We start from the raw sequence: 22,171 nt of genomic DNA on the forward strand, positions 1-22,171 counted from the left end.
CGCGAGCGAGCATAGATATCGACCTCTCCCTTGTTTCCGTTACACGGCATCAACAAGATCACTGACGGTGATCGTTTACTGCTGTCATCTCTATCTTTACGATCAGGGCGTTTTGTTCTCTACCAGCCACTTCTGGCATGACTGGAGATGGTGTGCGCCCGTTACCCCCCACCTCTTCCGATCGGCCTGCCCGGTCGGAAACCGGATCCCCCCGGCGCCGCAAACGGCCGCGGCGACGGCTGATCGCCGCGGCGGCCGGCGTCGCCCTGCTGGCCTCCCTGGCCCCGGCCTCCCCGGCGCTGGCCCAGCCGTCCATCCCGGCGGCGGCCGGGCCGGGACTGCTGGCCCGGCTGGCCACAGGCATCGGCGAGCTGTTCGCCGAACCTCCACGGGGAGAGATGCGCGCCGGCACCGGGGCCGCGGCCCTGCCCGGCCGTACCGGCACCGCTCCGCAGCGGCAGAAGCCGAAACCCCCCGGCAAGCGGGTCAAGGAACTGACCGGAAAGCGCTTCACCTACGGCTCGGTCTATGAGCTGGAGGACGGCCGCCGGCAGGTGGAGCTGTCCAGCGTTCCTCGCCACTACCGGGACGCGGACGGCGCGTGGCAGCCGATCGACACCGCGGTCGGCGCGGCCTCCGGTGAGGGTTTCATCCACGGCAACGACCGCACCGGTTTCTCCTCCCGCTTCGGCGACGACACCGCCCGGCTCGCGAGGATCAAGACCGGGGAGCGGCAGCTGACCTTGGGCGTGGCGGGTGGATCCCGGCGGATCGCCCCGGAGGTGAAGGGCTCGACCGTCACCTACCGCGGCGTGTGGGACGGCGCCGATCTGGTCTACAAGCTCACCTCCCAGGGGGTGAAGGAGTACATCGTCCTGTCCAAGGCGCCGGCGGCGGGGACGGAGTTCGCCTTCACCGTCAAGACCGGCGGCGTCGAGCCGCAGGCCCGGCCGGACGGCTCGATCGCCTTCACCGCCAAGGGTGAGGACGTTCCCGCATTCACGATCCCCAAGCCGTTCATGGTCGACTCCGCCGCCGATCCGGCCTCTCCGTACGGCAGGCGTTTCTCCGCGGCCGTCACCCAGACGCTGGGCGGACAGGGCGCCGAGACGACGATCACCCTGAAGCCGGACGCCGCGTGGCTGGCCGCGCCGGACCGTAAGTGGCCGGTGGTGATCGACCCCACGATCGACCTCGGTGTCGACTCAGCCCAGAACACCTACGTGGACTCGGCCTCGCCGAAGGTGAACTTCGACTCCTCCTGGAAGCTGCCGGTCGGCAAGACCGCGAACGGCGTCAACCGTGCGCTGCTGTACTTCAACTGGCCCAGCTGGGACGTGCTGCCGCTGGGCGCCCGCGTCGACCAGGCGACGCTGGAGACCTACTTCGACCAGGCCCTGGGCACCGCCGGGCCGGTCACGGTGGAGGCGCACGAGATCACCGGCGACTGGGACTCCTTCACCGCCACCTGGAACAACCAGCCGACCTTCTCCCCCACGGTGGCCGCCTCGGTCACCAAGAACGCCGGGGAGCTGTCGCGCTGGCACTCCTTCGATGTCACCGCCCTGGCCAACGCCTGGTCGGCGACCGCCGACCCAGCCTGGGGCGTGCTGCTCAAGGCCGCCGACGAGTCCTCCACCGCCAAGATCGGCGGGCCGGTGTACGAGTCCAGTGAGGACCTCTACGGCGGCGACGGCATGACCGGTGAGACCGCCACGTACCCCAAGCTGACCCTCACCTTCGGCACCCCGTCGGTGCGGCTCAAGCAGCCGGAGACGGCCACCTCGGTGGGCGCGTCGCTGTCGTGGACACCGTACGCCGACCCCACCCCCGGGGACGCCTCCGACGATCTGGCCGAGTACCGGCTGTACCGGTACTGCCCCTCGGGCTGCCAGCTGAGCGAGGGCGCCTCCACCCTGGATTCGCAGCTGGTCACCACGCTGCCGGCGAACGTGACCTCCTACGTCGACACCAGCAGCGGCGCCGACCCCCAGGCCGCCGCCGATCCCGCCTACATCCACCAGGCCACCTACTGGGTGGAGTCGGTGCTGAAGAACGGCCAGACCTCCGCCTCGCAGGAGATGCGGGTCATCCTGCCCCGTCCCGGCCAGGTGACCCGGGTGCTGGTCGCCGACGCCGACACCACGCTCGCCTCCGGCGAGGCATCGGCCGGCCACGACACCGTGGGCGGGCTGAAGCGGCTGCAGGCCGGCAACACCACCACCACGCCGGGCACCACCCGCGCGCTGGTGGGTTTCGGTGACTTCGCCGGCCGGATCCCGGCCGACGCCCAGATCAGCGAGGCCACCCTGTCGCTGTGGGCGGCCACCTCCACCGGCTCGGGTGTCACCTTCAACGCCCACCGCCTCACCCGCGGCTTCGACGAGAACGCCACCTGGGCCAAGGCCGACGCCACCGCCTCCTGGAGCACCGCCGGAGGCGACTTCGACGCGGCGGTGCTGGGTTCGGCCGGCGCGGTGAGCGCCCAGCCGCGTTGGCAGCAGTGGACCGTCACCAATGCCGCCAAGGCATGGATCGCCGATCCCTCAAGCAACCGTGGCCTGCTGGTCAAGGTCGCCAACGAGGCGGGTACGGCCAAGCAGTCGGTGCAGTTCCTGGCCTCCGAGACCGACGAGCCGCTGCTGCGGCCCCGGCTGCGGGTGACCTACGCCGACAAGACCGACGGCGCCTCGACCTTCTACGCCCCCGGTACCCCCGACCGGCTGGACGCCGGCGCCACCCGGCAGATCACCGTCGCGGTCACCAACACCACCGCCGAAACCTGGAAGGCCGGCTCCACCGCGCTGTCCTACCACTGGAAACTGCCCGACGGCACCGACGTCTCCACCGCCGACAACCAGCTCCGAACCCAGTTGCCGGCCGACCTGGCACCGGGTGCGTCGACCGCGGTCTACGCCACCGTCAAGGCCCCGGCCCTCACCGGCGCCGGCGGCAACAAGGCCGAGGCCGTCAGCCTGGTGTGGGACGTGCAGGACACCACCACCAACAACTGGAAGTCGGCCACCCACCACCTGCCGGAGCTGCCGCAGCAGATCCGCCTCGACTCCCCCACCAGCGACCTGCTGGGACTGGAGAAGTTCTACCAGTACACCGGCAAGAACACCGGCGCCGGATCCACCGCGCTGGTCAACCCGTACGCCGGCAACCTGGTGTGGAACTACAACGCTTTCACCAATCCCTCCCGCGGACCGCAGACGTTCGTGCGGATGACCTACAACAGCCTCGACACCTCCGCCTCGTCGATGGGGTACGGCTGGAGCCTGCAGGCCTCCACGCTGCAGCGGCTGGGATCGCAGGTCTCCTTCCATCCGCCCGGCCAGGACTGGCCCTCGCAGGTACGGATGACCGACGGCGACGGCACCACGCACGTGTGGACCCTGCCCGAGGGCACGGACCCCAAGACCTGCACCCCGTCCACCTGCGCCTACCGCAACCCCCGCGGCGTGCACCTGTACCTGCAGCAGACCGGATCGCGTGACCCGCTGCGCAAGTGGGTGTTCACCAAGCCCGACCGCACCCAGTTCTTCTACGACGACGAGGGCTTCCAGTCGGCGATCGTCGACAAGAACGGCAACACCATGTCGTTCACCTACGAGCGCCGCAAGTCCAACAACAAGCCCACCAAGTTCCTGCAGCACATCACCGACGCCACCGGCCGGCGCACCCTGACCCTCACCTATTACGCCAAGGGCCAGGACTACGCCTACATCGACGACGCCGGCAAGGAGGTGAAGGCCACCAAGCTGACCAACCCGCACATCATCGACAACGTCGAGTCCATCACCGACATCGCCGGGCGGAAGGTCACCTTCACCTACACCGACAAGGGCCTGATGGCCAAGATGGTCGACGGCGCCGGCGACGAGCAGGCCAAGACGTTCGGCTTCACCTACGACGCCACCCAGGGCAACAAGAACGTCAAGCTGGTGTCGGTGAAGGACCCGCGCGGCCACTCCACCGACGTCACCTACTACGAGGCGCCGGTCGACCCCAAGGACAAGTGGAAGGTCGAAAAGCTCATCGACCGGCTGGACGGGGAGACGAAGTTCGACTACGTCGACCCCGACGGCCCGCAGGGCGGCAAGATCCACGCCACCGTCACCGACCCGCTGCAGCACCAGACGAAGTACGTGCTGGACGCCTACGGCCGGGCGGAGTCGATCACCAACGCCAAGAACGAGACCACGGGCCTGCAGTGGGACCCCGACCACAACGTCACCCGGCTGACCGAGGCCAACGGCGCCTACGCCAGCTGGGAGTATGACCCGAAGACCGGCTATCCGCAGAAGTTGTGGGACGCCGAGGCCAACCACAACGGCACCGATCCGACGGTACTGAAGTACACGCCCTCCCTGAACGGTTACGTCGCGGACCTGACCGAGAAGACCTCACCGGAGGGCCGTAAGTGGGTCTTCGGCTACGACGGCAAGGGCAACCTGAAGACCGTCACCGACCCGCTCGGCGTCGCCTCGGCCGCCGACGGCGACTACACGACGTCGTACGAGTACGACGGCTTCGGTCAGCTGACAAAGAGCATCGACGCCAACGACAACCCGACCTCCTACGGTGACTACCACCCCTCCGGTTACCCGGAGAAGATCACCGACGCGTACGGCAAGGACACCGTCACCTCCTACGACGTGCGCGGCAACGTGCGGTCGGTGACCGACGCGCTGGGCAAGAAGACCACCCAGACCTACGACGTCTTCAAACGCCCCCTGGAGAACACGGTCCCCAAGGACCAGGACGCCAGCCCGCCGGTACTGATCGTCACCCCGGCGCCCGAATACGACCGCAACGACAACATCGTCACGATGACCGCGCCCAACGGGGCGGTCTCCACCGCGCTCTACGACGACGCCGACCAGTTGCTGGAGTCGGTGCTGCCCAAGGACACCGCGGACGGGCCGGAGCGCAAGGTGTCCTTCACCTACGACGCGGCCGGCAACCTCAAGACGCAGACCGAGCCGAAGGGCAACCTCACCCCCGAGGCGGGCGACTTCGTCACGACGTACACCTACGACCCGATCTACCAGCTGACCGACGTCCTCAACGCCGAACAGCACAAGATCACCTACGTCTACGACAACGTCGGCAACACCACCACGGTCATCGCCCCGCGTAAGAACGCCACCGCCGACACCGGCGACTACACCGCCTTCTACACCTACGACCGCAACCACCGCATCACCCGCGCCAAGGACGCCGCCGGTCACGAGACCGGGACCGGGTACGACCTGGACGGCCTGGTGACGAGCCAGACCGACCAGGAAGGCAACAAGACCTTCATCGACCTGAACGGCCGCGGCGAGGTGGCCCAGACGAGGGTGCCGCACTCGCAGACCGACGGGACGATCAAGTACACGGTCACCCGGTTCGTCTACGACGAGGTCGGCAACCGTACCAAGGTCATCACCCCGCGCGGTGTGGAGACCACGGACGACGACACCGACTTCATCGCCGAGACCAGGTACGACAAGCTCAACCGGCCGGCCGAGGAGATCTACCCCTTCGACTCCGGCGACCCGAAGTACGACACCCCCGACTCGGTGAAGTACGTCTACGACGAGGTGTCGCGGCTCAAGGAGATCTCCGCCCCGCCGTCGCACGGGCAGACGATCCGCAACGTCTCCAAGATGACCTACTGGGACAACGGCTGGTCGAAGACCACCACCGACCCGTGGGACATCAAGACCACCTACGACTACAACACCCTCGGCCTGCAGACCAACCGCACCGTCACCAGCGCGGGCGGCTCCTCACAGCGGGCCATGGACTGGTCCTACTACCCCGACGGCAAGCTTCGGACCCACTCCGACGACGGGGCGCCGCTCGGCCTGGACGTCGTCCTGGACGACAACTCCGACGTCGGGCAGGTGAGCACCACCGGCTCCTGGACCACCGTCGGCGCCGCAGGCGGCGGCACGGGCCTGGCGGCCACGGTCGAGCCGGGCACCGGCTTCACCGGCTACGACTACGCCATCGCCCCGGCCGGCACCGGCCAGTCGGCCTTCACCTGGAATCTCACCACCCCCTCGAAGGGCAAGTACAAGGTCCACGTCCGCTACCCCACCGGCGCGACGGCGACCAACGCCAAGTACACGATCAAGTACGACGGCGGCGAGACCACCGCGACGGTCGACCAGACCGCCCGCGCGGGTGAATGGGTCAGCCTGGGCGAGTTCACCTTCGCCGAGGGCAACACCCACTCGATCACCCTGACCGACGAGGCGAACGGAACCGTCGCCGCGGACGCGGTCAAGCTGGTCCGTGACGCCGGCGGTGAGACCGACACCGAGAAGAAGGACTTCCACTACACCTACGACCCCAACGCCAACCTCACCCTGATCGAGGACAACTCCCCCACCGCGAAGATCGACGTCTGGGACATCGCCTACACCGGCCTGAACCAGATCGACACGATCAAGGAGAAGCTCGACGGCGTGGTGAAGAACACCACGACCTACCGCTACAACGAGAACGGCGCCGTCACCGAGCGCACCCACGACAAGACGCTGGCGACCTACCGCTACGACGTCCGCGACCTCGTCGACCAGGTCGTCAACAAGAAGTCGGCCACCGACACCGCGCCGAAGACCACCGGCTACACCTACACGCCCAGAGCCGAACGGCTGACCGAGACCAAGGCCAACGGCAACACCGTCGCCTACGACTACTTCCTCGACGGCCTGCTGCGGCACTCGATCGAGAAGAAACCAGGCGGCACGGTGGTCTCCGAGCACACCATCGGCTACCAGGGCAACCTGCAGCGCTCCCGCGACCTGACCAAGCTGCAGAACGCCGACTCCCCCGGCGCCTACCTGGAGAACGAGTACACCTACACCTACGACCCCCGCGACCGCATCGCCAAGTCCGTCAAGACACCCGTCGGCGGCGGCGCGGCGACCACTGACATCTACTGGCACGACGCCAACAGCAACGTCTACGACCAGACGGTGCTGGGCAAGCAGACCACCTTCACCTTCGACCGCAACCGGCTGATGACCTCCACCACCGCCGGGGCCACCAGCACCTACACCTACGACCCGTACGGCCGGCTGCGCACCATCACCGGCGGCGGCAAGGTTCGGGAGAAGTACACCTACGACGGCTTCGACCACGTCACCCGGCACGAGAAGCTCGGCGGCGACGGGGCCACCCCGACGGTGACCACCTACACCTACGACCCGCTGGACCGCACCACCTCCAAGACGGAGAAGGAAGGCACCGACAAGGCCAAGACCACCCTCTACTCCTACCTCGGCCTCTCAGGTGAGGTGCTGGACGAGGAGGTCGCCGGCAAACTGGTCCGCTCCTTCCAGTACAGCCCGTGGGGCGAGCGGCTGTCGCAGGTGAAGACCACCGCCGCCGGCGGGGAGGAGTCCTCCTACTACGGCTACAACGCCCACACCGACGTCGAAGCCATCACCGGCGAGTCCGGCGACACCCGCGCCACCTACGGCTACACCGCCTACGGCAGCAACGACGACGCCCTGTTCACCGGCGTCGACAAACCCGACCCCGCGAACCCCACCGCCAAGGACGAGTACAACCCCTACCGCTTCAACGCCAAGCGCTGGGACAACTCCACCGGCATGTACGACATGGGGTTCCGCGACTACAACCCCGGCCTCAACCGCTTCCTCACCCTCGACTCCTACAACGGCGCCCTGGCCGACCTCAGCCTCGGCACCGACCCCTGGACCGCCAACCGCTACGCCTTCACCGGCGGCAACCCCATCACCGGCATCGAACTCGACGGCCACGACCCCTACGGATGCTCACCGAACTCCCCCGACTGCGTGAGCAAGAACAACGCGATCGCCCGCAAACAGGCAGGACTCCCCGCCTACGACAAGAACGGCTACGGCGGAACCTACCAAGCAGGAACAGGCCCCGCTCCGTCACCGACACCACAGCCGTCGCCTCTGGCACCCGTGCCGGATGCCGCCCCCACCGCCGATCCGTCCGCGACTCCCAGCCCCATGCCCGGCGAGGACATCAACGCCTACTTCACGTTCTGCAAGAAGATCGGTCATCAGAATTGCCGGTGGGGCAAGTCAGAGGTGGCCGCACTTTACGATCTTTTTGTTGCGGACTACGTCAACTGTGCCGGCGGAGATGGCGGGGCTTGCGTGTGGGCCGCCATTTCCGTGATACCGGTCGGCAAGCTAGGAAAGCTCGGCAAGCTCGGCAAGCTCGGCGGCGCGGCCAAAGCGGCACATTTGATCGGCAAGGGCGACGACCCGCTCGTCCCCGAACTCGTCAAAGACATCAATGCCCGCTATCCAGGCCATGTCGTGGCTCAGGGAATCGAAATCATGGGGGCCGACGGAAAGCCTCTCACCGACTTCGATATCGTGACCAAGAACGCAGTGATCCAAGTGAAAGCAGGCTCGGGCAAGGGCGCCCTGAAGCAGGCCTTGGCCACACAGAGCCTGACGGGCTACCCAGTGATCGTGTACCTTCCGGAAGGGCGCGGAAGCGTCATCAAGAGTCTCGAAAAGGCTGGGATAATGGTCACCCGAGATAAGAATGTACTGCTGGACGTCCTGGCGCCGTAGGCTTCACACCCTCTCGGCAGCTGCCCGGCCAAAAAGGAGGCATCGCCATGCGACCCACCATCGTGCTCCTGAGTGACGTGGATACTCACAGAAAGCTCGTGGACCGACTGCGCCATGTCGGCTCCTACAGCAAGGGGGAGTTCTTCGATCACCTGGAACAAGGGGGATTTTCTTTCGGCGTCGACTTGTCCGGTGACGTCATCGCCGAGTTCGAGAAGGAGGAAATCGCTGAAATCTCCCAAGAACTGGGAGAATTCAGTGCGATACTCATCGAGTATCCCGACATGCCCTCCATCCGCCGGCTCCTTCCGGAAGTCATCCAGGGGCTCGACGGGCTCCTTGACACAAATCACGGAGAGCTCCTCAGGTATGACCAGGTTCTGGAACGGTTCCATCTGGACCCCTTCTGGGACTGGAGGAATCACGATCCCGGAAAGGGCCGGGAAGCGGGAAACGAAACCTGACCTGGATGTTCATACGCCCGGCGGGACAGGAGGCCGTCCTCGTGGCCGCCGGCGCCTCACCCGAGTCGGCAAGCAGTTGACGGGCCGCCCACACGGCGCATAGTGCGGCCAAAGCGCCGGGTCGAGCGGGAATTCCCGCTCGACCCGGCGCGACGCTTCCGCAATCGCGCCCCATGTCGTACCTGGCGCTGGGCAACCCCACCGGCAGGTACGACGTGGAGTTCCGCGACCTCAACCCCGGCCTCAACCACCTCCTCACCCTGGACGGACCTCGGCACCGCCCCCTGGACCGCCAACCATCACGCCTTCACCGGCGGCAACCCCGTCTCCTACGTCGAGATCGACAGCCGTCTGTTCGGCCTGTCGCTGTCGGACGTCGGCCATCCGGCCCTGGACGTGGTCGGCATGGTCCCGGCCGTCGGCGAGGTCGCCGACCTGGCCAACGCCGCCTGGTACACCGCCGAGGGCAACTACGTCGACGCCGCCCTGTCGGCGGCCGCCGCCATCCTCTTCGCCGGCACCGCCGCCACCGCGGTCAAATGGATGAAGACCACCGTCAAGGTCGCCGGAAACGTCACCGGCGCCGCCAACGCCGTCAAGAAGGCGGCCGGAACTCTCAACAAGTTCTCCGACCGCCTGGCCGCCGCCGTCAAGGCCGGCAACGACGCCGCCGCTGACGATCGAGAAACAGATCATGAACGCCCACCGGGTGAAACAGAGCGCCCAGGCCGTGCTGAGCAAGGACAAGAAGGGCACCACCGTCACCACCCGGAAGCAGGTGCCGGCCAAGCCCAAGAGCCAGCCCGGCGGAGCCGCCAGCGCCTGCCCGATCAGCAGCTTCCTCCCCGGCACCAAGGTTCTGCTCGCCGACGGCACCCACAAGGCGATCGACACCCTGAAGGTCGGCGACAAGGTCATCGCCACCGACCCGGCGACCGGCGCCACCGCCGCCAAGCCGGTGCTCAAAACGATCACCAGCAAGGGCGTCAAACGCCTGGTCACCATCACCGGCGACGTCGACGGCGACCGGGGCGCCAAGACCGGCAGTGTGACCGCCACCGACCGCCACCCCAGCTGGGTCCCCGAGTACGGTGCCTGGACCGACGCCGGACAGTTCCGCCCCGGCATGTGGCTGCGGACCTCCGCCGGCACCCACGTCCAGATCACCGCCGTCCGCCACGAGGTACGGCACGGCCAGCGCGTCCACAACCTGTCCGCCGCCGACATCCACACCTACTCACACGGCCGCGGGAGAGGCCGACCTCCTCGTTCACAACACCGAATGTGGCGAGACGTTCTACCGGGCGATGAGAGAAAGAGAGTTCAATCAGCTTGGGCCGAACGGCGAGATTACCGTGAAGGGAACGGAGAATTTTGTCACCCAGTCCCGGGAGCACCTGGATCGGCGACTTCAGGAGAGTAGATGATTGGCCATGAATCATGGAGCAGGAGATAATATCATCGAAAAGGTCGATTCACTGATAGATGGCTATATCTCGCCGGAGCGCGCCCAGGAGATCGCGAAAAGATATCCAGCCGTCTCAAGTACCGTGGTGGGATGGATCAAAGAATCAGCGGCGCAGCGCAACTGGCGCCGTGTTGAAAGATTCGCGAACCTTGCCGCCGCACTCAAGGTAGCCGGCCTCGGCGGCACCGTCACCGAACTCATAGATTCAGATTTCAAGGGAATCGATTACGAAGACCTCATAGATATTCTCGGGGAGATCAGAGAGGAGGCCTCAGCGAACAGCATGTTCCGGCTCGCGGAACGCTCGTGTGAACACGAAGCGCCAGCTTTCTGGCTTTGCCAGAAAGTGATTCTCTCGCTTAGCGAACTGAACACAGATGAGGCGATGGATAAACTGCGGATGATGACCACAGCAGCCTGGCCATCAGCAGTTCGATGGCACGCTGCCGTTGCTCTCGGCATAGAGGAACAGCTCGGCTTCGTTGAGCATCATATGCTTGGATACTAACGTAGGCGATCGTGGCGGCGGCAAGACCGACACCGTTACGGTTCCCGATGGAGTTGACCTCGGCCGCTTCAGAAACAGCTTCAAAAAGTACTACGCCGACATCGGCGGAGCCAGAAACCCTACCGGCATGGAACAGGTTCAGGAATAACTGAACGCAGCCATTAACGCTTGCCGAGAAATCAGGGAGCACGTATGCGGCGGGTGGCTTGTAACTTTAGCCGCCGATCACGTGACCCGTATACGAATATTCATCCGCGAACGGGACAGGTCGATCCCAATCGACTTGTATCTGCCGATGGGCGCCGCAGCATTCGGATGGGTGATCATGAGATGAACAGCAAACCCACGAGATTCCACTATCACATGGAAACATAGGATTGGAATTCCGTCACCAATACATGGACCGCCAGCAATACAATGCAGCGCGTTCCACTGGGGCTGAAATAATGAGAGTGGGAGTTCTGCAAATAATAGACCATTCGCTAGGAATCGTATCTTTCCGATGCGCGCCCGGCACCGCGTCCGACCGCTGGATGGGGCCGAATCCCGCAGATACGGGCCAATTCGATGTCGAGATAGAGGTTCCGGAGGAGGTGACGGAGTGGGTGACGGCCCCGTCGAGCACTGCTTCCCTTTCGAAGGTCGCCGGGACAGATCTTGTCACCCTCGTTACGGGCGAGGTTGTCAAGTTTAACGATGACGATGATCCAGTCGTGGGGATTAGGGTGGGATCGGACATCATCCTGATTGAAATCCCGAATCTCAGGTCAGAGCTTCCCATCAAGGGGTTCATTTCCTTCCAGGTTCCCGAACTGCAGCTTTATCCCTATGATCTGTGAATAGCCTAGGCGTCGCAGATATAGAGACTGCGTGGGATGCGCCCTGGAGGATCTGTACAGGTTCTCGTGAGAGTGGCGCTTGACTCTCAACAGCTTCGGCCAATTGGGAGTTCCAGCGCCGCTGATAAGGCCCCACCGAGCGTGCTCGGTGGGGCCTTCTGAGGCTCTTGGCCACAACGTCAATGAGGTGATCTCAGCGATTTCTACGCCAGGCACCCGTGCTCGGAATGAGTGAGGATGAACGCGGCCTTGACGATGCACCGATCCTGCTTGGGCCGACGGTGATGCGTTGCAGGGTGCGCCAGCGTTGGGTGAGCAGGGCGAATCTGCGTTCCCCAGACAGCGCAGGGTGCGTAGGAGTTCGTTGCGGGTGCGGGAGCCGACGTCGAGGGGCCCACCGTCAGCCGGGTTCTTGGTGGGAGTGCGGATGCCGGTGTCGGCGCCGTCATGGCCGGAGTCGGCCAGGATGGTCAGGCCGCGGACGACCAGTGGGTGCAGAGCCGACAGGACGTGGATGTGGGCGGCGGTCAGGCCGCAGGCGGGGCCGGGTTCGATGATCGAGATTCGGAACCGGTCGTTCTGTGGTGAAGATCAAAATGAGCCGGTAGGGTGCGGCGAGTGCCGATATCGCGTGGCATTCGCGCAGCGTTCGCCCTCGTGCTGCTGGGAAGCCTCGTCGTGGCCGGTGCGCCGGAGGCGGCCGAGACGTCCATGTGCAGCTTCGGGGGCTTCGGCTCCATATCGATGACGTGCTACGACTCCGAGGGGCGCCGGGACACGGAGTTGGAGGCGGCGATCCGGGCGCGGGCGCTCAGCCCGGCCCAGGCCCGCGCGGCCGGCTGCGAACCCGTCTCCTGGGAGGGGGAGGGACCGGAACCGGAGGTGATCACCGAACCGCTCGTCACCGACGAACCGACGCCCGCCTTCAGCCCGCGCGCCCTCGACCCGGCGGTCGCCGCCCGGGTGGAGCGGGCGTGGGACGGGATCGAGCGCTGGCTCGGCGCGCACGCCTCGGCCACGCTGCGCAGGCTCCGGCATCCGGCGCAGGCGCACGACGTCGCCCGGTGGGAGCACTACCAGCGGGCCCGGCTCCCCGACGACCTGTACGCGTCGCTGCTCCGCCACGACGGAGCCGACGGGAACTTCGGCGCCGGATTCCAGCTGCCGTTCTCCCACGGCCTGGCCTCACTGGACAGCTTCACCAGCCTGCGCTCGTACAACTGCCGCGACCTGGTGATGGAGGGGCCGCCGGAGGCGGCCGACCCCGAGAGCGGCACCTGGCACGGCAGCCTGCTGCCGTTCGCCGCCACAGGCTACGGCCAGGAGCTGTTCGTCAATCCGCGCACCGGCCGGGTCGGCGAGAAGGAGTACGGCCGCAACCTGCGCTACGACGGCCCGATGGGCTGGCCCTCCTACCTGGCGCTGCTGGAGGCGCTGGCCTCCTCCCTGGAGAGCGGTACGGCACTGCGCGAGCGGTACCCGGCCGTCACCACGGGCTGCGAGCTGCGCTGGAACGAAGAGCCGGCCGACGCACTGCCCGGCGGCTGCGCCGGCGCCCCGCGCCCGTCCCCGGCCCCCACCCCGTCCCCGACCCCGGTCTCGCAGGAGCTCACCCCGGCGCAGGCCCGCGCCAGCGGTTGCCGCCCCGCCCGGCGGCGGCCCGCCGTACGGCCCGTGGATCCCGCGGTCGCCGCGCGGGTGAACGCGGCGTGGCGACGGATCGAGCGCTGGCTGGCGGCCAGGGCGCCGGTGAGCCACCGGACCCTGTACGGCCCGGCCACCCCGGTTCAGATCGCCAGGGCCGAGGCGGCGATGGGCATGAGGTTCCCCGACGACCTGCGGGCGTCCCTGCTGCGGCACGACGGCGCCCGCTACTGGGGCGGGTTCGGTCCCGCGCCGTTCTACGAGTTCATGTCGGTCAAGGCGCTGCACGCGGACTGGAAGATGCTGTGCGGCATCGTCCTGGGCGGGCCCGAGGAGATGGCCGGCTACTGGTGGGACGGTCATCTCCTGCCGTTCGCGACCGCCATCGACGGCGGCAACCTGTTCATCGACACCCGCACCGGCAAGACCGGCGAGTACTTCAACGAGACGGGACTGCAACTCGATGGCGACGTCGTCTGGCCTTCCTATCTCGCCCTGCTCCGGGCCACCGCCGACTCCCTGGAGACCGGGAGACCGATCCGCGGCTGGCGTCCCGTGGTGCGGAAGGGCCAGCTGGACTGGAAGCAGGCGCGGTGACGGGAAGGGGTCTCACCGATGCGACCGGTGAGGCCCTCTGGCTTCCGCCGACCGGCCTGGCCGGCCACCGGTGCTGAGCACCCGCCGCATCGGCCGGCGCCGCACCCATGAGTAGCCGATGTACGGCGACGGCGGCCCTCGTCAGCGGATGTCATGGTCGGGGTGGGTCCGGTCGTACGCGTGCCGCGCCTCGGCGATGACGGCGCGGTGGGCGAGTGACCAGTCGGCGAGCGCCTTGACCAGGTGGGTCAGATCGGTCCCGGTCCCGGTCAGGCGGTAGTCGACCTGGGCCGGGACGGTCGGGTACACGGTGCGCAGCACGAGGCCGTCGCGTTCGAGCCTGCGCACGGTGAGGGTGAGCATGCGCTGGGAGATGCCGTCGATGGCGCGCTGCAGTTCGCGGAACCGGCGCGGCCCGCTCGCGAGCTCGACGATCACGAGCACCGACCATTTATCGCCGATGCGGTCCAGGACATCGCGGATGCCGCAGTCGGGGTGGTCCGCGCGTCCGCAGGGGTCAAGGTCGGCGGGGGCGGTTACCCCGGTGTGCGTGGGTGACATCGAACTGCCTTCTTGTGGCCGGTGGGCGTGCGGTCAAGGATCAAGCGTAGTTACCGATGAGAACCACGACGGAAGACTGTGATTCATATGATCCTGGTGACGGGAGCGAACGGGAACCTGGGCTCGGCCACCCTCGCCGCGCTGCGTGCCCGCGGCATCGCCGCGACGGGTGGAAGCCGCACGCCGGGCGGGGGGATGCGGCGTCTCGACTTCGACGACCACGCGGGGCTCGATCTCGCCGGGGTGTCGACCCTGGTGCTGATCTCCGCCGGCTACGCCGAGGACGACCAGGTCATCGAGCGGCACGCGGCGGTTCTGGACGCCGCCGTCCGCGACGGCGTCGGCCATGTCGTCTACACGAGCCTGACCACGGCCGGCGACCACCTCGGTTTCGCGCCGGCGCACCGTGCCACCGAACGCCTCGTGCGGGCGAGCGGACTGCCGTGGACGATCCTGCGCAACGGCCTGTACGCCGAACTCTTCGGCGGCCTGCTGATGTGGGCCGGAGACGGCCTGGAGTCCCCGTTCGGGGACGGAGCCCTGGCGGCGGTCGCGCGGGAGGACCTCGCCGACGCCGCGGCGGTCGTCGCGGCGGGTGCGGCGCGACACGGTGGGCGCGTCTACGACCTCGTCGGTAGGCCGATCACGGCGGGTCAGGTGGCCGACCGGCTCGGGGTTCCGCACCGCGCCATCGGCCTGGGCGAGTACCGGCGCAGGCTCCTGGAGGCGCCGGGTCTCCTGCCGTTCCAGCCGCCCATGCTCGCCTCGATCGCCACGGGCATCCGGCACGGCTTCCTGGACGGCACCGCTCCCGACCTCACGGGCCTTCTCGGCCGCCCGGCCCGCGACCCGCTGGCCGCAGCCGTCGCGGTCGCCTCCGCCACACGCCCGAAGGCACACGTCTGACAGCACGCGTCTGACCGCCGTACCGCACGCCGGGCGGTGAACCGGGTCCTCCCCGCGGCCGTCCCGGGAGGACCCGGTCACGGCCACGGGCCACCCGGCGCCTTCCGGCGCTCAGCCGGCGGACGGCGAGCGGTGGACGGGGCCGACGGGCCGGTCGCCGCGCGGGGTGACGGCGCGCAGGATCGACACCAGCGACGGGCGGGGCATGAGGAAGGCCGGTCATGGGGACACGGCGGCGGCCGGTCCGCCCGGCCGGTGCGCCGCGTCCGCCAGGAGGCGTGCCGCCGTCTCGACGTCCCGTTCGGTCGTCCACCGTCCCAGCGAGAGGCGCACCGCGCCCAGCGCCCGGTCCCGGTCCAGTCCCATCGCCAGGAGAACGGCGGAGGGCTCAGGGTCGCCGGTGTGGCAGGCGGAGCCGGTCGCGGCGGCGACCCGCGGCGTCGCGGCGAGGAGGTCGGCCCCCCTGGCCCCGGAGACGCTGACGTTGAGGGTGCCGGGCAGCCGCCGGCCGGGATGCCCGTTGAGCAGGACCCTTCCGGGCAGCCGCTGGTGCAGCCGCAGGTGCAGCAGGTCGCGCAGGGCGCTCAGCCGCGCCGCCTCCCGGGGCGTCTCCTCGGCGGCGATCCGGGAGGCCGCGCCCAGCGCGACGGCGTAGGCGGTGTTCTCGGTGCCGGCCCGCAGCCCTCCCTCCTGGCCTCCGCCGTGGAGCAGCGGCTCGATGTCCACCCCCTCGCGCACGTAGAGCGCACCGATCCCCTTGGGTGCGTACAGCTTGTGGCCGGCCACGGTGAGCAGATCCACGCCGAGATCGCCGACCGCCAGCGGGATCTTGCCGGCCGCCTGGGCGGCGTCCGTGTGGAACAGCGCCCCGTGACGGTGCGCGATCCCGGCCAGCTCCGCGACGGGCTGCAGGACGCCCGTCTCCCCGTTGGCCGTCATGATCGAGACGAGGTGCGTCCGCGCCGTGACGGCCGCCTCCAGCTCGGCCGGATCGACCAGGCCGCGCTCGTCCACGGGCAGGTAGGTGACACGGACGCCGTGCAGCCGCGCGAGGCTCTGACAGGTCCGCAGCACGGCGGGGTGCTCGGTCCGCTGGGTGACGACGTGACCGCCGGGCGGGACCAGCCCGCGGATCGCCGTCACGTCGGACTCCGAGCCGCCGCTGGTGAAGACGATCTCCTCGGGCCGGCTTCCGATGAGCCCGGCCACCTCGCTCCGGGCCTCGGCGAGGGCCCGGCGTGGCCGTTCGGCGTAACCGTAGGAGGTCGAGGGATTGCCGAAGAACCGGCTGACGTACGGCCAGGCGGCCTCGGCGACCCGCGGATCGACCGGCGTGGTGGCGTTGTAGTCGAGGTAGATGACGTCCTCGTCGAGGCCCGGATGACCCACGTCGCGCCCGCTCTCGGTCAGGAGCGCGGCGGGCGGCCCCGCGCGCCGCCGCTCAGGAAGCCCGTCTTCCGGAAAGCATCGCACGGGCTCCCCGGCCACGAGGAACGGCGCGTGCTTCCCGTACGGCTTCCCGCCCGTTCCCCCGGCTTTCCCCGGCTCCCCGGGATCGGCCGGACGGCACCGTGACGCCCGGCGGACCGGTGCCTTCGGGGCCGAGGCGTTCGCCGGCGCTCCGATCCGGCGGTGAGGGCCGGCCGCCGGGAGAGGCGGCGGGGCCGGCCCGGTGCCGTCCGAGGTCAGCGGACGGGCAGGCCGGTGACCGCGCGGCCGATGATGAGGCGCTGGATCTCGGACGTGCCCTCGAAGATGGTGAAGATCTTGGCGTCGCGGTGGAAACGCTCGACCGGGTGCTCGCGGGTGTAGCCGGCGCCGCCGAGGATCTGGATGGCCTGCTCGGTCACCCAGACGGCGGCCTCGCCGGCCACGAGCTTGCACATCGACCCCTCGGCCTGGCCGAAGGAGCGCTCGTTGCGGGCCATCCAGGCGGCGCGCCAGGTCATCAGGCGGGCCATGTCGACGCGGGTGGCCATGTCGGCGAGCCGGAACGCGATCGCCTGGTTCTCGCCGATCTTCCGGCCGAACTGCTCGCGCTCGCGGGCGTAGTCGCGGGCGTACTCGTACGCCGCGCGGGCGATGCCCACGGCCATCGCCGCCACCACCGGGCGGGTCGTCTCGAAGGTCCGCATCGCCCCCTGCTCGCCCGCCCGCCCGCCGGCGCGGACCCGCTCCAGCCGGGCCTCCAGCTTCTCCCGGCCGCCGACCAGGCACGAGCCCGGCACCCGGACGTCCTCCAGGACGACCTCGGCGGTGTGGGAGGCGCGGATGCCGTGCTTCTTGAACTTCTGGCCCATCGTCAGGCCCGGCGTGCCGGGCGGGACGATGAAGGACGCCTGGCCTCGGGTGCCCAGCGCCGGATCCACCGAGGCGACGACGACGTGGACGTTCGCGATGCCGCCGTTGGTGACCCAGGTCTTGACGCCGTTGAGGATCCAGTCGTCGCCGTCGGGGACGGCGCGGGTGCGGATGGCGCCGACGTCGGAGCCGGCGTCGGGCTCGGAGGCGCAGAACGCGCCGACCCTGACGTCGTCGGGGGTGCCGAACATCTGCGGCAGCCACTCCCCCACCTGCTCGGGAGTGCCGCCGGAGGCCAGGGACGCCGCGGCAAGGCCGGTGCCGGCGATGGACAGGCCGATGCCGGCGTCGCCCCAGAAGAGCTCCTCGAACGCGGCGATCAGGCCCAGTCCGCTGGGCTCGAACCACTGCTGCGCGAAGAAGTCGAGCGAGTACAGCCCGATCCGGGCGGCCTCCTGGATGACCGGCCAGGGCGTCTCCTCGCGCTCGTCCCACTCGGCCCCGGCGGGGCGGACGACCGTGCGGGCGAACTCCCGCACCCAGTCGCGCACCTCCCGCACGTCGTCACCCAGCTCCGGGCAGAAGCCGGCCTCGCTCATCGTGATCAACTCCTTTCGCGCGCTGCCCACCGTAACGGCTCGCCCGGCCGCCCGGTAGGCCAGGGCGTACGGCGGGGCCGCCGGACGGCCGGTGCGGGTGCCCATACCCGGTCCGTACGGCGGGGCGGGGAGGGGTCACGTGCGGCCGGTGCGGGCGGCGGCGGCCAGGGCCAGGACGCCGAGGAGGAGCAGGGCGGCCGTGCCGTACATCAGGAGGCCGAACCCGCCGCCGGCGAAGGCGGTGGCGAGCTGCGGTCCGAGGCTCCCGCCGAGGAAGAGGGAGAAGGTGAACAGGGACAGGGCGGTGCCGCGGGCGCCGCCGGCGATCGCGCCGATGTTCTCGTTGACCGCGGGCGTGCCGGCGGCGACGCCGAAGACGTAGAGGGCGAGGAGCAGGGCGAGCCCGGTCACGCCCGGTTCGGCGGCCCCGGCGACGACGAGCGCGAGGGCCGCCACCACGAGCAGTGCCGTCGCCCGCCGGGGGGCGGGGAAGCGGGCCAGCACGGGGGTCAGCAGCGGGACGGCCAGCATGGACGGCAGGCCGCTGATCCGCAGGGCGAGCAGGGCCTGGGGTGAGCCGGTGATCTCGGCGGGGCCGGCGAGCTGCAGGCCGGTGTAGACGGCGACGAACGTTGTCAGGATGGTGACGGTTCCGGCGTAGCGGAGCAGCAGCGCGGGGGTGGCCAGCAGGGACGGGATCGCGCGGTAGGCGGAGGCGAGGGAGCCGGTGGCCGTACGCGGCGGGTCGGGCAGCATGACGGCGCGGGCGGCGACGGCGGAGGCCGCGAACCCCGCGGCCGACAGCAGGAACACCCCGCGCCAGCCGATCGCCCCCGCCAGCGCCTGGGCGGCGACCTGGAGCAGCACCGCGGCGGCGAGGAAGGCGCTGGTGATGGTGGCCAGTGACAGCGTACGGCGGTGCGGGGTGACGCGTTCGCCCAGGTAGGCCATGGCCGCCGGGGGGAAGACCGAGACCGCGACGCCCTGGAGCACGCGGAGCCCGATCGCCGCGCCGGGTCCCGGCGCGACGGTGACGAGGGCGGTGGCGACCGCGGCGGCCAGCAGGCCGGCGAGGATCAGGCGCCTGCGGCCGTACCGGTCGGAGAGCGGGCCGAAGATCAGGAATCCGGCGGCGTAGCCCACGCCGAACGCGGTGACGAGCCAGGTGAGGCTCGCCTGGGCGGCGCCCCAGCCGGCGGCCATGCCGTGCAGCAGGGGGATCACCACGTACAGCTGGCCACTGGACAGCACGGCGGCGAGGGAGAAGACGGCGAGGGTGCGTCCGAGGGGGGCGAACCCGCCGGAGCGGAGGGCCGCGGCCTGGGTGGCCGGGGCCGGCGGGGAGATCGTCATGGCAGGACCGTAGCCAACCAACCGGTTGGAAGTCAACCAACCGGTTGGTTCCACGGAAGGGCGGTCGTCCCGTACACTCGGCGCATGCCGAAGGAAGCCACCAGGGACGCCCTCCTGTCCGCCGCCCGCGCCGAGTTCGCCGCCCACGGCATCGCCGGGGCCCGCGTCGACCGCATCGCCGAGCGCGCCGGAGTCAACAAGGAGCGCATCTACGGCTACTTCGGCAGCAAGGAGAAGCTCTTCGACCAGGTCATGATCACCGTGATGGACGAGCTGACCGCGGCGGTCGCCATGCCCGGCGACGACCCGGTCGAGTACGTCGCCAGGCTCCACGACTACTACCGCACCCACCCGGAGCTGGTCCGCCTGCTGATGTGGGAGTCGCTGCACTACCGCGACGGCGAGCTGGAGGGGCAGGAGCACCGGGTCACCAAATGCGAGAGGAAGGCCGAGTCGCTCGCCGCGGGACTCGGCCGCGAGCCGTCCCAGGAGACGGCGCGCACCATGATGACACTGATCGGCCTGGCCGCCTGGCCGGCGGTCATGTCGCGGCTCGGCCGGATCATCCTCGGCGACGAGGCGGCGACCGAGGAGGGGCGGCTGCGGATGCGCGAGCACCTCGTCGCCTTCGCGCGGACCGCCCTGGCCGGTGAGGCGGACGGCGCCCGCCCGGCCCAGGGCGGGGAACCGGCGACCGCGGACGGCGTCCGCCCGGCCGGCCCCGCCGAGTAGAACGGCCCGGCCAGGCCGCCGACCGCGTGAGCCGGGACGCTCCGTGGGCCGTCTCCATGCCCGCGGGCGGCGAGAGGAGCCGGTGGCGGGCGCGCACCGAGCGCATCCGCCACCGGCCCGTTCCCGTCACCGGCCGCCTCCGATCGTGCCCGGCGGCCGGAACTCGTCTCAGAGCCGGTCGAGGATCTTCCGCATCTGCCCGATCTCGGCCCGCTGGGCGATAACGATGTCGGCGGCGAGCTTCTTCGCGCCGGGGTCGGCGCCCTGCGCCCGCTCGGTCTCGGCCATGTCGACCGCCCCCTCATGGTGGGCGATCATCATCTTCGAGAACATCCGGTCGAACCCGGCGCCCTCGGCCGCCTTGAGACCGGCCATGTCCTCCTCGCTCATCATGCCGGGCATGTCGTGTCCCATGTGGCCGCCGTCGGGCATCTCGGGCGCACCCCATGCCTTGAGCCAGCCGGTCATGGTGGCGATCTCCGGGTCCTGCGCTCCCTTGATCTTCGCTGCCAGGTTCCTCACCTCCGGGTCCGAGGCCCGGGTCGCGGCGAGTTCGGCCATCGTGACGGCCTGCCGGTGGTGCGGGATCATCATCTGGGCGAACATCACGTCGGCGGCGTTGAACGCGGCGGTGTGCGAGGCGGTCGCGGCGGGCGTGGGCGCCCCGCTCGGCATGCCGGTCATGCCGTCGTGACCCGGCCGGGCGGCCGTCGTGCCGTCCCCGCCGCCGCAGGCGGTGAGCAGCGCGAGGGCGCCGGCCCCGGCGACGACGGCGAGGGCGAACCTGCGCGGGGCGGGGCGGTTGAGGTGGTGGGTGGACATCTTCGCGTTCTCTTTTCGTTTCCGTCGGATCTGCGAACCGGTCGTCCGCGGGCGCGTTCCAGCCGCCGCCCACGGGAACGGCCGGCCTATATGCGCAGGACCGACAGACGTGCGAGACGCAGAGCCGTCCTTCGCGGGGGCGGCCGGGCGACGAACGGCACCGGCCGTACGCCGGCGGGCCGTGCCTCCAGGCTCCGGCGCGTCCACATCCACGCCGCTCCGGCGAGGAGCAGCGACACGAGCGAGGTGAGCACGGCCAGGCAGACGGAGGACGGATCGGAGGAGGGAAGGGGGCCGCCGGGGCCGGAGAGCGACCGCCGGAGGTCCGGTGCCGGGTGTGACGCCGCGTCTCCGTGGTGGCCGAACGGGAGAGCGGCGGACGGGAGAGCGCGGACCGCGGCGGATGGGAGAGCGTGAACCGCGGCGGATGGGAGAGCGTGAACCGCGGGGGCGGCCTCGACCATGCCGGGCATGCCGTCGTGCCGCCCGCCATGGTCGAGGTGCCCGAGCGTGTGCATCCCGGCGACGCCGAGGACCAGGGCGACGAGGAGCAGCCAGCGATGCGCCGGAAGGGCGGGCCGGCGGGCCGTACCGTCCATCTCCCCTCCCCCACGCTCGCGCTCCGCCCGTCGGCACGGGCCTGTCACCGCAGGAAAGCATAGGTCGGCCCGGCGCCGGTCCCGCGGCGGGCACGGCCGTACCGGGTTCGCGACGGGGCGGCTCCGGTCGCACCCGGAACGGGGGTGGGCCCGGTGACCCGCCGGGACGCGGCGTGTCTACCGTGGGAGGAGG

At 69.5% G+C, this 22,171-nt stretch carries 15 protein-coding genes; 8 read left to right on the forward strand and 7 right to left on the reverse strand.

The window, feature by feature from the left end; translation table 11 throughout:
• The first annotated feature begins 152 nt into the window (after positions 1-152).
• Both ACFYSC_RS21555 and ACFYSC_RS21560 read left to right on the forward strand, forming a co-directional pair.
• On the forward strand, positions 153-8,585 hold the full coding sequence (locus ACFYSC_RS21555) for a DNRLRE domain-containing protein (RefSeq protein ID WP_389964298.1): 8,433 nt from the start codon (positions 153-155) through the stop codon (positions 8,583-8,585).
• 47 nt (positions 8,586-8,632) lie between these two features.
• A complete protein-coding gene (locus ACFYSC_RS21560) occupies positions 8,633-9,049 on the forward strand; it encodes a hypothetical protein (protein WP_389964301.1) in 417 nt (138 codons plus the stop codon).
• A 255-nt stretch (positions 9,050-9,304) separates the two neighbouring features.
• Here ACFYSC_RS21560 and ACFYSC_RS21565 read toward each other — a convergent pair whose 3' ends face one another.
• Positions 9,305-9,745 carry a hypothetical protein gene (locus ACFYSC_RS21565; protein ID WP_389964304.1) on the reverse strand — a complete coding sequence of 147 codons (441 nt, stop codon included), beginning with the start codon at positions 9,743-9,745 and terminating at the stop codon, positions 9,305-9,307.
• On the opposite strand from ACFYSC_RS21565, the gene ACFYSC_RS21570 reads away from it, so the two are divergent.
• From ACFYSC_RS21570 to ACFYSC_RS21585, 4 genes are all read left to right on the forward strand, one after another.
• Positions 9,744-10,472: a polymorphic toxin-type HINT domain-containing protein gene (locus ACFYSC_RS21570; RefSeq protein ID WP_389964307.1), complete on the forward strand. Its 729-nt coding sequence runs from the start codon at positions 9,744-9,746 to the stop codon at positions 10,470-10,472. The genes ACFYSC_RS21565 and ACFYSC_RS21570 overlap by 2 nt on opposite strands.
• 10 nt (positions 10,473-10,482) lie before the next feature.
• Positions 10,483-11,025 carry a HEAT repeat domain-containing protein gene (locus tag ACFYSC_RS21575; RefSeq protein ID WP_389964310.1) on the forward strand — a complete coding sequence of 181 codons (543 nt, stop codon included), beginning with the start codon at positions 10,483-10,485 and terminating at the stop codon, positions 11,023-11,025.
• A gap of 452 nt (positions 11,026-11,477) precedes the next feature.
• Positions 11,478-11,864, forward strand: coding sequence for a hypothetical protein (locus ACFYSC_RS21580; protein ID WP_389964314.1), 387 nt, complete (start codon positions 11,478-11,480; stop codon positions 11,862-11,864).
• Between the two features lie 618 nt (positions 11,865-12,482).
• The gene (locus ACFYSC_RS21585) at positions 12,483-14,105 is read left to right on the forward strand and encodes an SMI1/KNR4 family protein (protein WP_389964317.1); all 1,623 of its coding nucleotides are present in this window, start codon (positions 12,483-12,485) and stop codon (positions 14,103-14,105) included.
• 141 nt (positions 14,106-14,246) lie between these two features.
• Here the strand turns inward: ACFYSC_RS21585 and ACFYSC_RS21590 are convergent, their stop codons facing one another.
• Complete coding sequence (locus ACFYSC_RS21590; RefSeq protein WP_389964320.1) at positions 14,247-14,666, reverse strand: winged helix-turn-helix transcriptional regulator; 420 nt, start codon at positions 14,664-14,666, stop codon at positions 14,247-14,249.
• An 87-nt stretch (positions 14,667-14,753) separates the two neighbouring features.
• Here ACFYSC_RS21590 and ACFYSC_RS21595 point away from each other — a divergent pair, with 87 nt between their 5' ends.
• A complete protein-coding gene (locus tag ACFYSC_RS21595) occupies positions 14,754-15,572 on the forward strand; it encodes an NAD(P)H-binding protein (RefSeq protein ID WP_389964323.1) in 819 nt (272 codons plus the stop codon).
• A gap of 219 nt (positions 15,573-15,791) precedes the next feature.
• Here the strand turns inward: ACFYSC_RS21595 and ACFYSC_RS21600 are convergent, their stop codons facing one another.
• From ACFYSC_RS21600 to ACFYSC_RS21610, 3 genes are all read right to left on the reverse strand, one after another.
• On the reverse strand, positions 15,792-17,045 hold the full coding sequence (locus ACFYSC_RS21600) for a cysteine desulfurase family protein (RefSeq protein ID WP_389964326.1): 1,254 nt from the start codon (positions 17,043-17,045) through the stop codon (positions 15,792-15,794).
• 212 nt (positions 17,046-17,257) lie between these two features.
• A complete protein-coding gene (locus tag ACFYSC_RS21605) occupies positions 17,258-18,472 on the reverse strand; it encodes an acyl-CoA dehydrogenase family protein (protein ID WP_389964483.1) in 1,215 nt (404 codons plus the stop codon).
• 135 nt (positions 18,473-18,607) lie between these two features.
• A complete protein-coding gene (locus tag ACFYSC_RS21610; protein ID WP_389964329.1) occupies positions 18,608-19,825 on the reverse strand; it encodes an MFS transporter in 1,218 nt (405 codons plus the stop codon).
• A gap of 84 nt (positions 19,826-19,909) precedes the next feature.
• Here ACFYSC_RS21610 and ACFYSC_RS21615 point away from each other — a divergent pair, with 84 nt between their 5' ends.
• On the forward strand, positions 19,910-20,557 hold the full coding sequence (locus ACFYSC_RS21615) for a TetR/AcrR family transcriptional regulator (protein WP_389964332.1): 648 nt from the start codon (positions 19,910-19,912) through the stop codon (positions 20,555-20,557).
• A 168-nt stretch (positions 20,558-20,725) separates the two neighbouring features.
• On the opposite strand, the gene ACFYSC_RS21620 is transcribed toward ACFYSC_RS21615, so the two are convergent.
• Both ACFYSC_RS21620 and ACFYSC_RS21625 read right to left on the reverse strand, forming a co-directional pair.
• Positions 20,726-21,379 (reverse strand): DUF305 domain-containing protein, encoded by a 654-nt coding sequence (locus tag ACFYSC_RS21620; protein ID WP_389964335.1) that lies wholly within the window; start codon positions 21,377-21,379, stop codon positions 20,726-20,728.
• An 86-nt stretch (positions 21,380-21,465) separates the two neighbouring features.
• On the reverse strand, positions 21,466-21,978 hold the full coding sequence (locus ACFYSC_RS21625) for a hypothetical protein (RefSeq protein ID WP_389964338.1): 513 nt from the start codon (positions 21,976-21,978) through the stop codon (positions 21,466-21,468).
• Positions 21,979-22,171: the final 193 nt, after the last annotated feature.

It is taken from the genome of Streptosporangium sp. NPDC004379, assembly GCF_042873875.1.
Classification (GTDB): Bacteria; Actinomycetota; Actinomycetes; order Streptosporangiales; family Streptosporangiaceae; genus Streptosporangium.

Excerpts from the sequence above, each read along its gene's own strand:
- ACFYSC_RS21560 (WP_389964301.1), top strand. The coding sequence starts at position 8,633 with ATGCGACCCACCATCGTGCTCCTGAGTGACGTGGATACTCACAGAAAG.
- ACFYSC_RS21570 (WP_389964307.1), top strand. The coding sequence starts at position 9,744 with ATGAACGCCCACCGGGTGAAACAGAGCGCCCAGGCCGTGCTGAGCAAG.
- ACFYSC_RS21565 (WP_389964304.1), bottom strand. The coding sequence starts at position 9,745 with ATGATCTGTTTCTCGATCGTCAGCGGCGGCGTCGTTGCCGGCCTTGAC.
- ACFYSC_RS21575 (WP_389964310.1), top strand. The coding sequence starts at position 10,483 with ATGAATCATGGAGCAGGAGATAATATCATCGAAAAGGTCGATTCACTG.
- ACFYSC_RS21590 (WP_389964320.1), bottom strand. The coding sequence starts at position 14,666 with ATGTCACCCACGCACACCGGGGTAACCGCCCCCGCCGACCTTGACCCC.
- ACFYSC_RS21595 (WP_389964323.1), top strand. The coding sequence starts at position 14,754 with ATGATCCTGGTGACGGGAGCGAACGGGAACCTGGGCTCGGCCACCCTC.
- ACFYSC_RS21605 (WP_389964483.1), bottom strand. The coding sequence starts at position 18,472 with ATGAGCGAGGCCGGCTTCTGCCCGGAGCTGGGTGACGACGTGCGGGAG.
- ACFYSC_RS21610 (WP_389964329.1), bottom strand. The coding sequence starts at position 19,825 with ATGACGATCTCCCCGCCGGCCCCGGCCACCCAGGCCGCGGCCCTCCGC.
- ACFYSC_RS21615 (WP_389964332.1), top strand. The coding sequence starts at position 19,910 with ATGCCGAAGGAAGCCACCAGGGACGCCCTCCTGTCCGCCGCCCGCGCC.
- ACFYSC_RS21620 (WP_389964335.1), bottom strand. The coding sequence starts at position 21,379 with ATGTCCACCCACCACCTCAACCGCCCCGCCCCGCGCAGGTTCGCCCTC.
- ACFYSC_RS21625 (WP_389964338.1), bottom strand. The coding sequence starts at position 21,978 with ATGGACGGTACGGCCCGCCGGCCCGCCCTTCCGGCGCATCGCTGGCTG.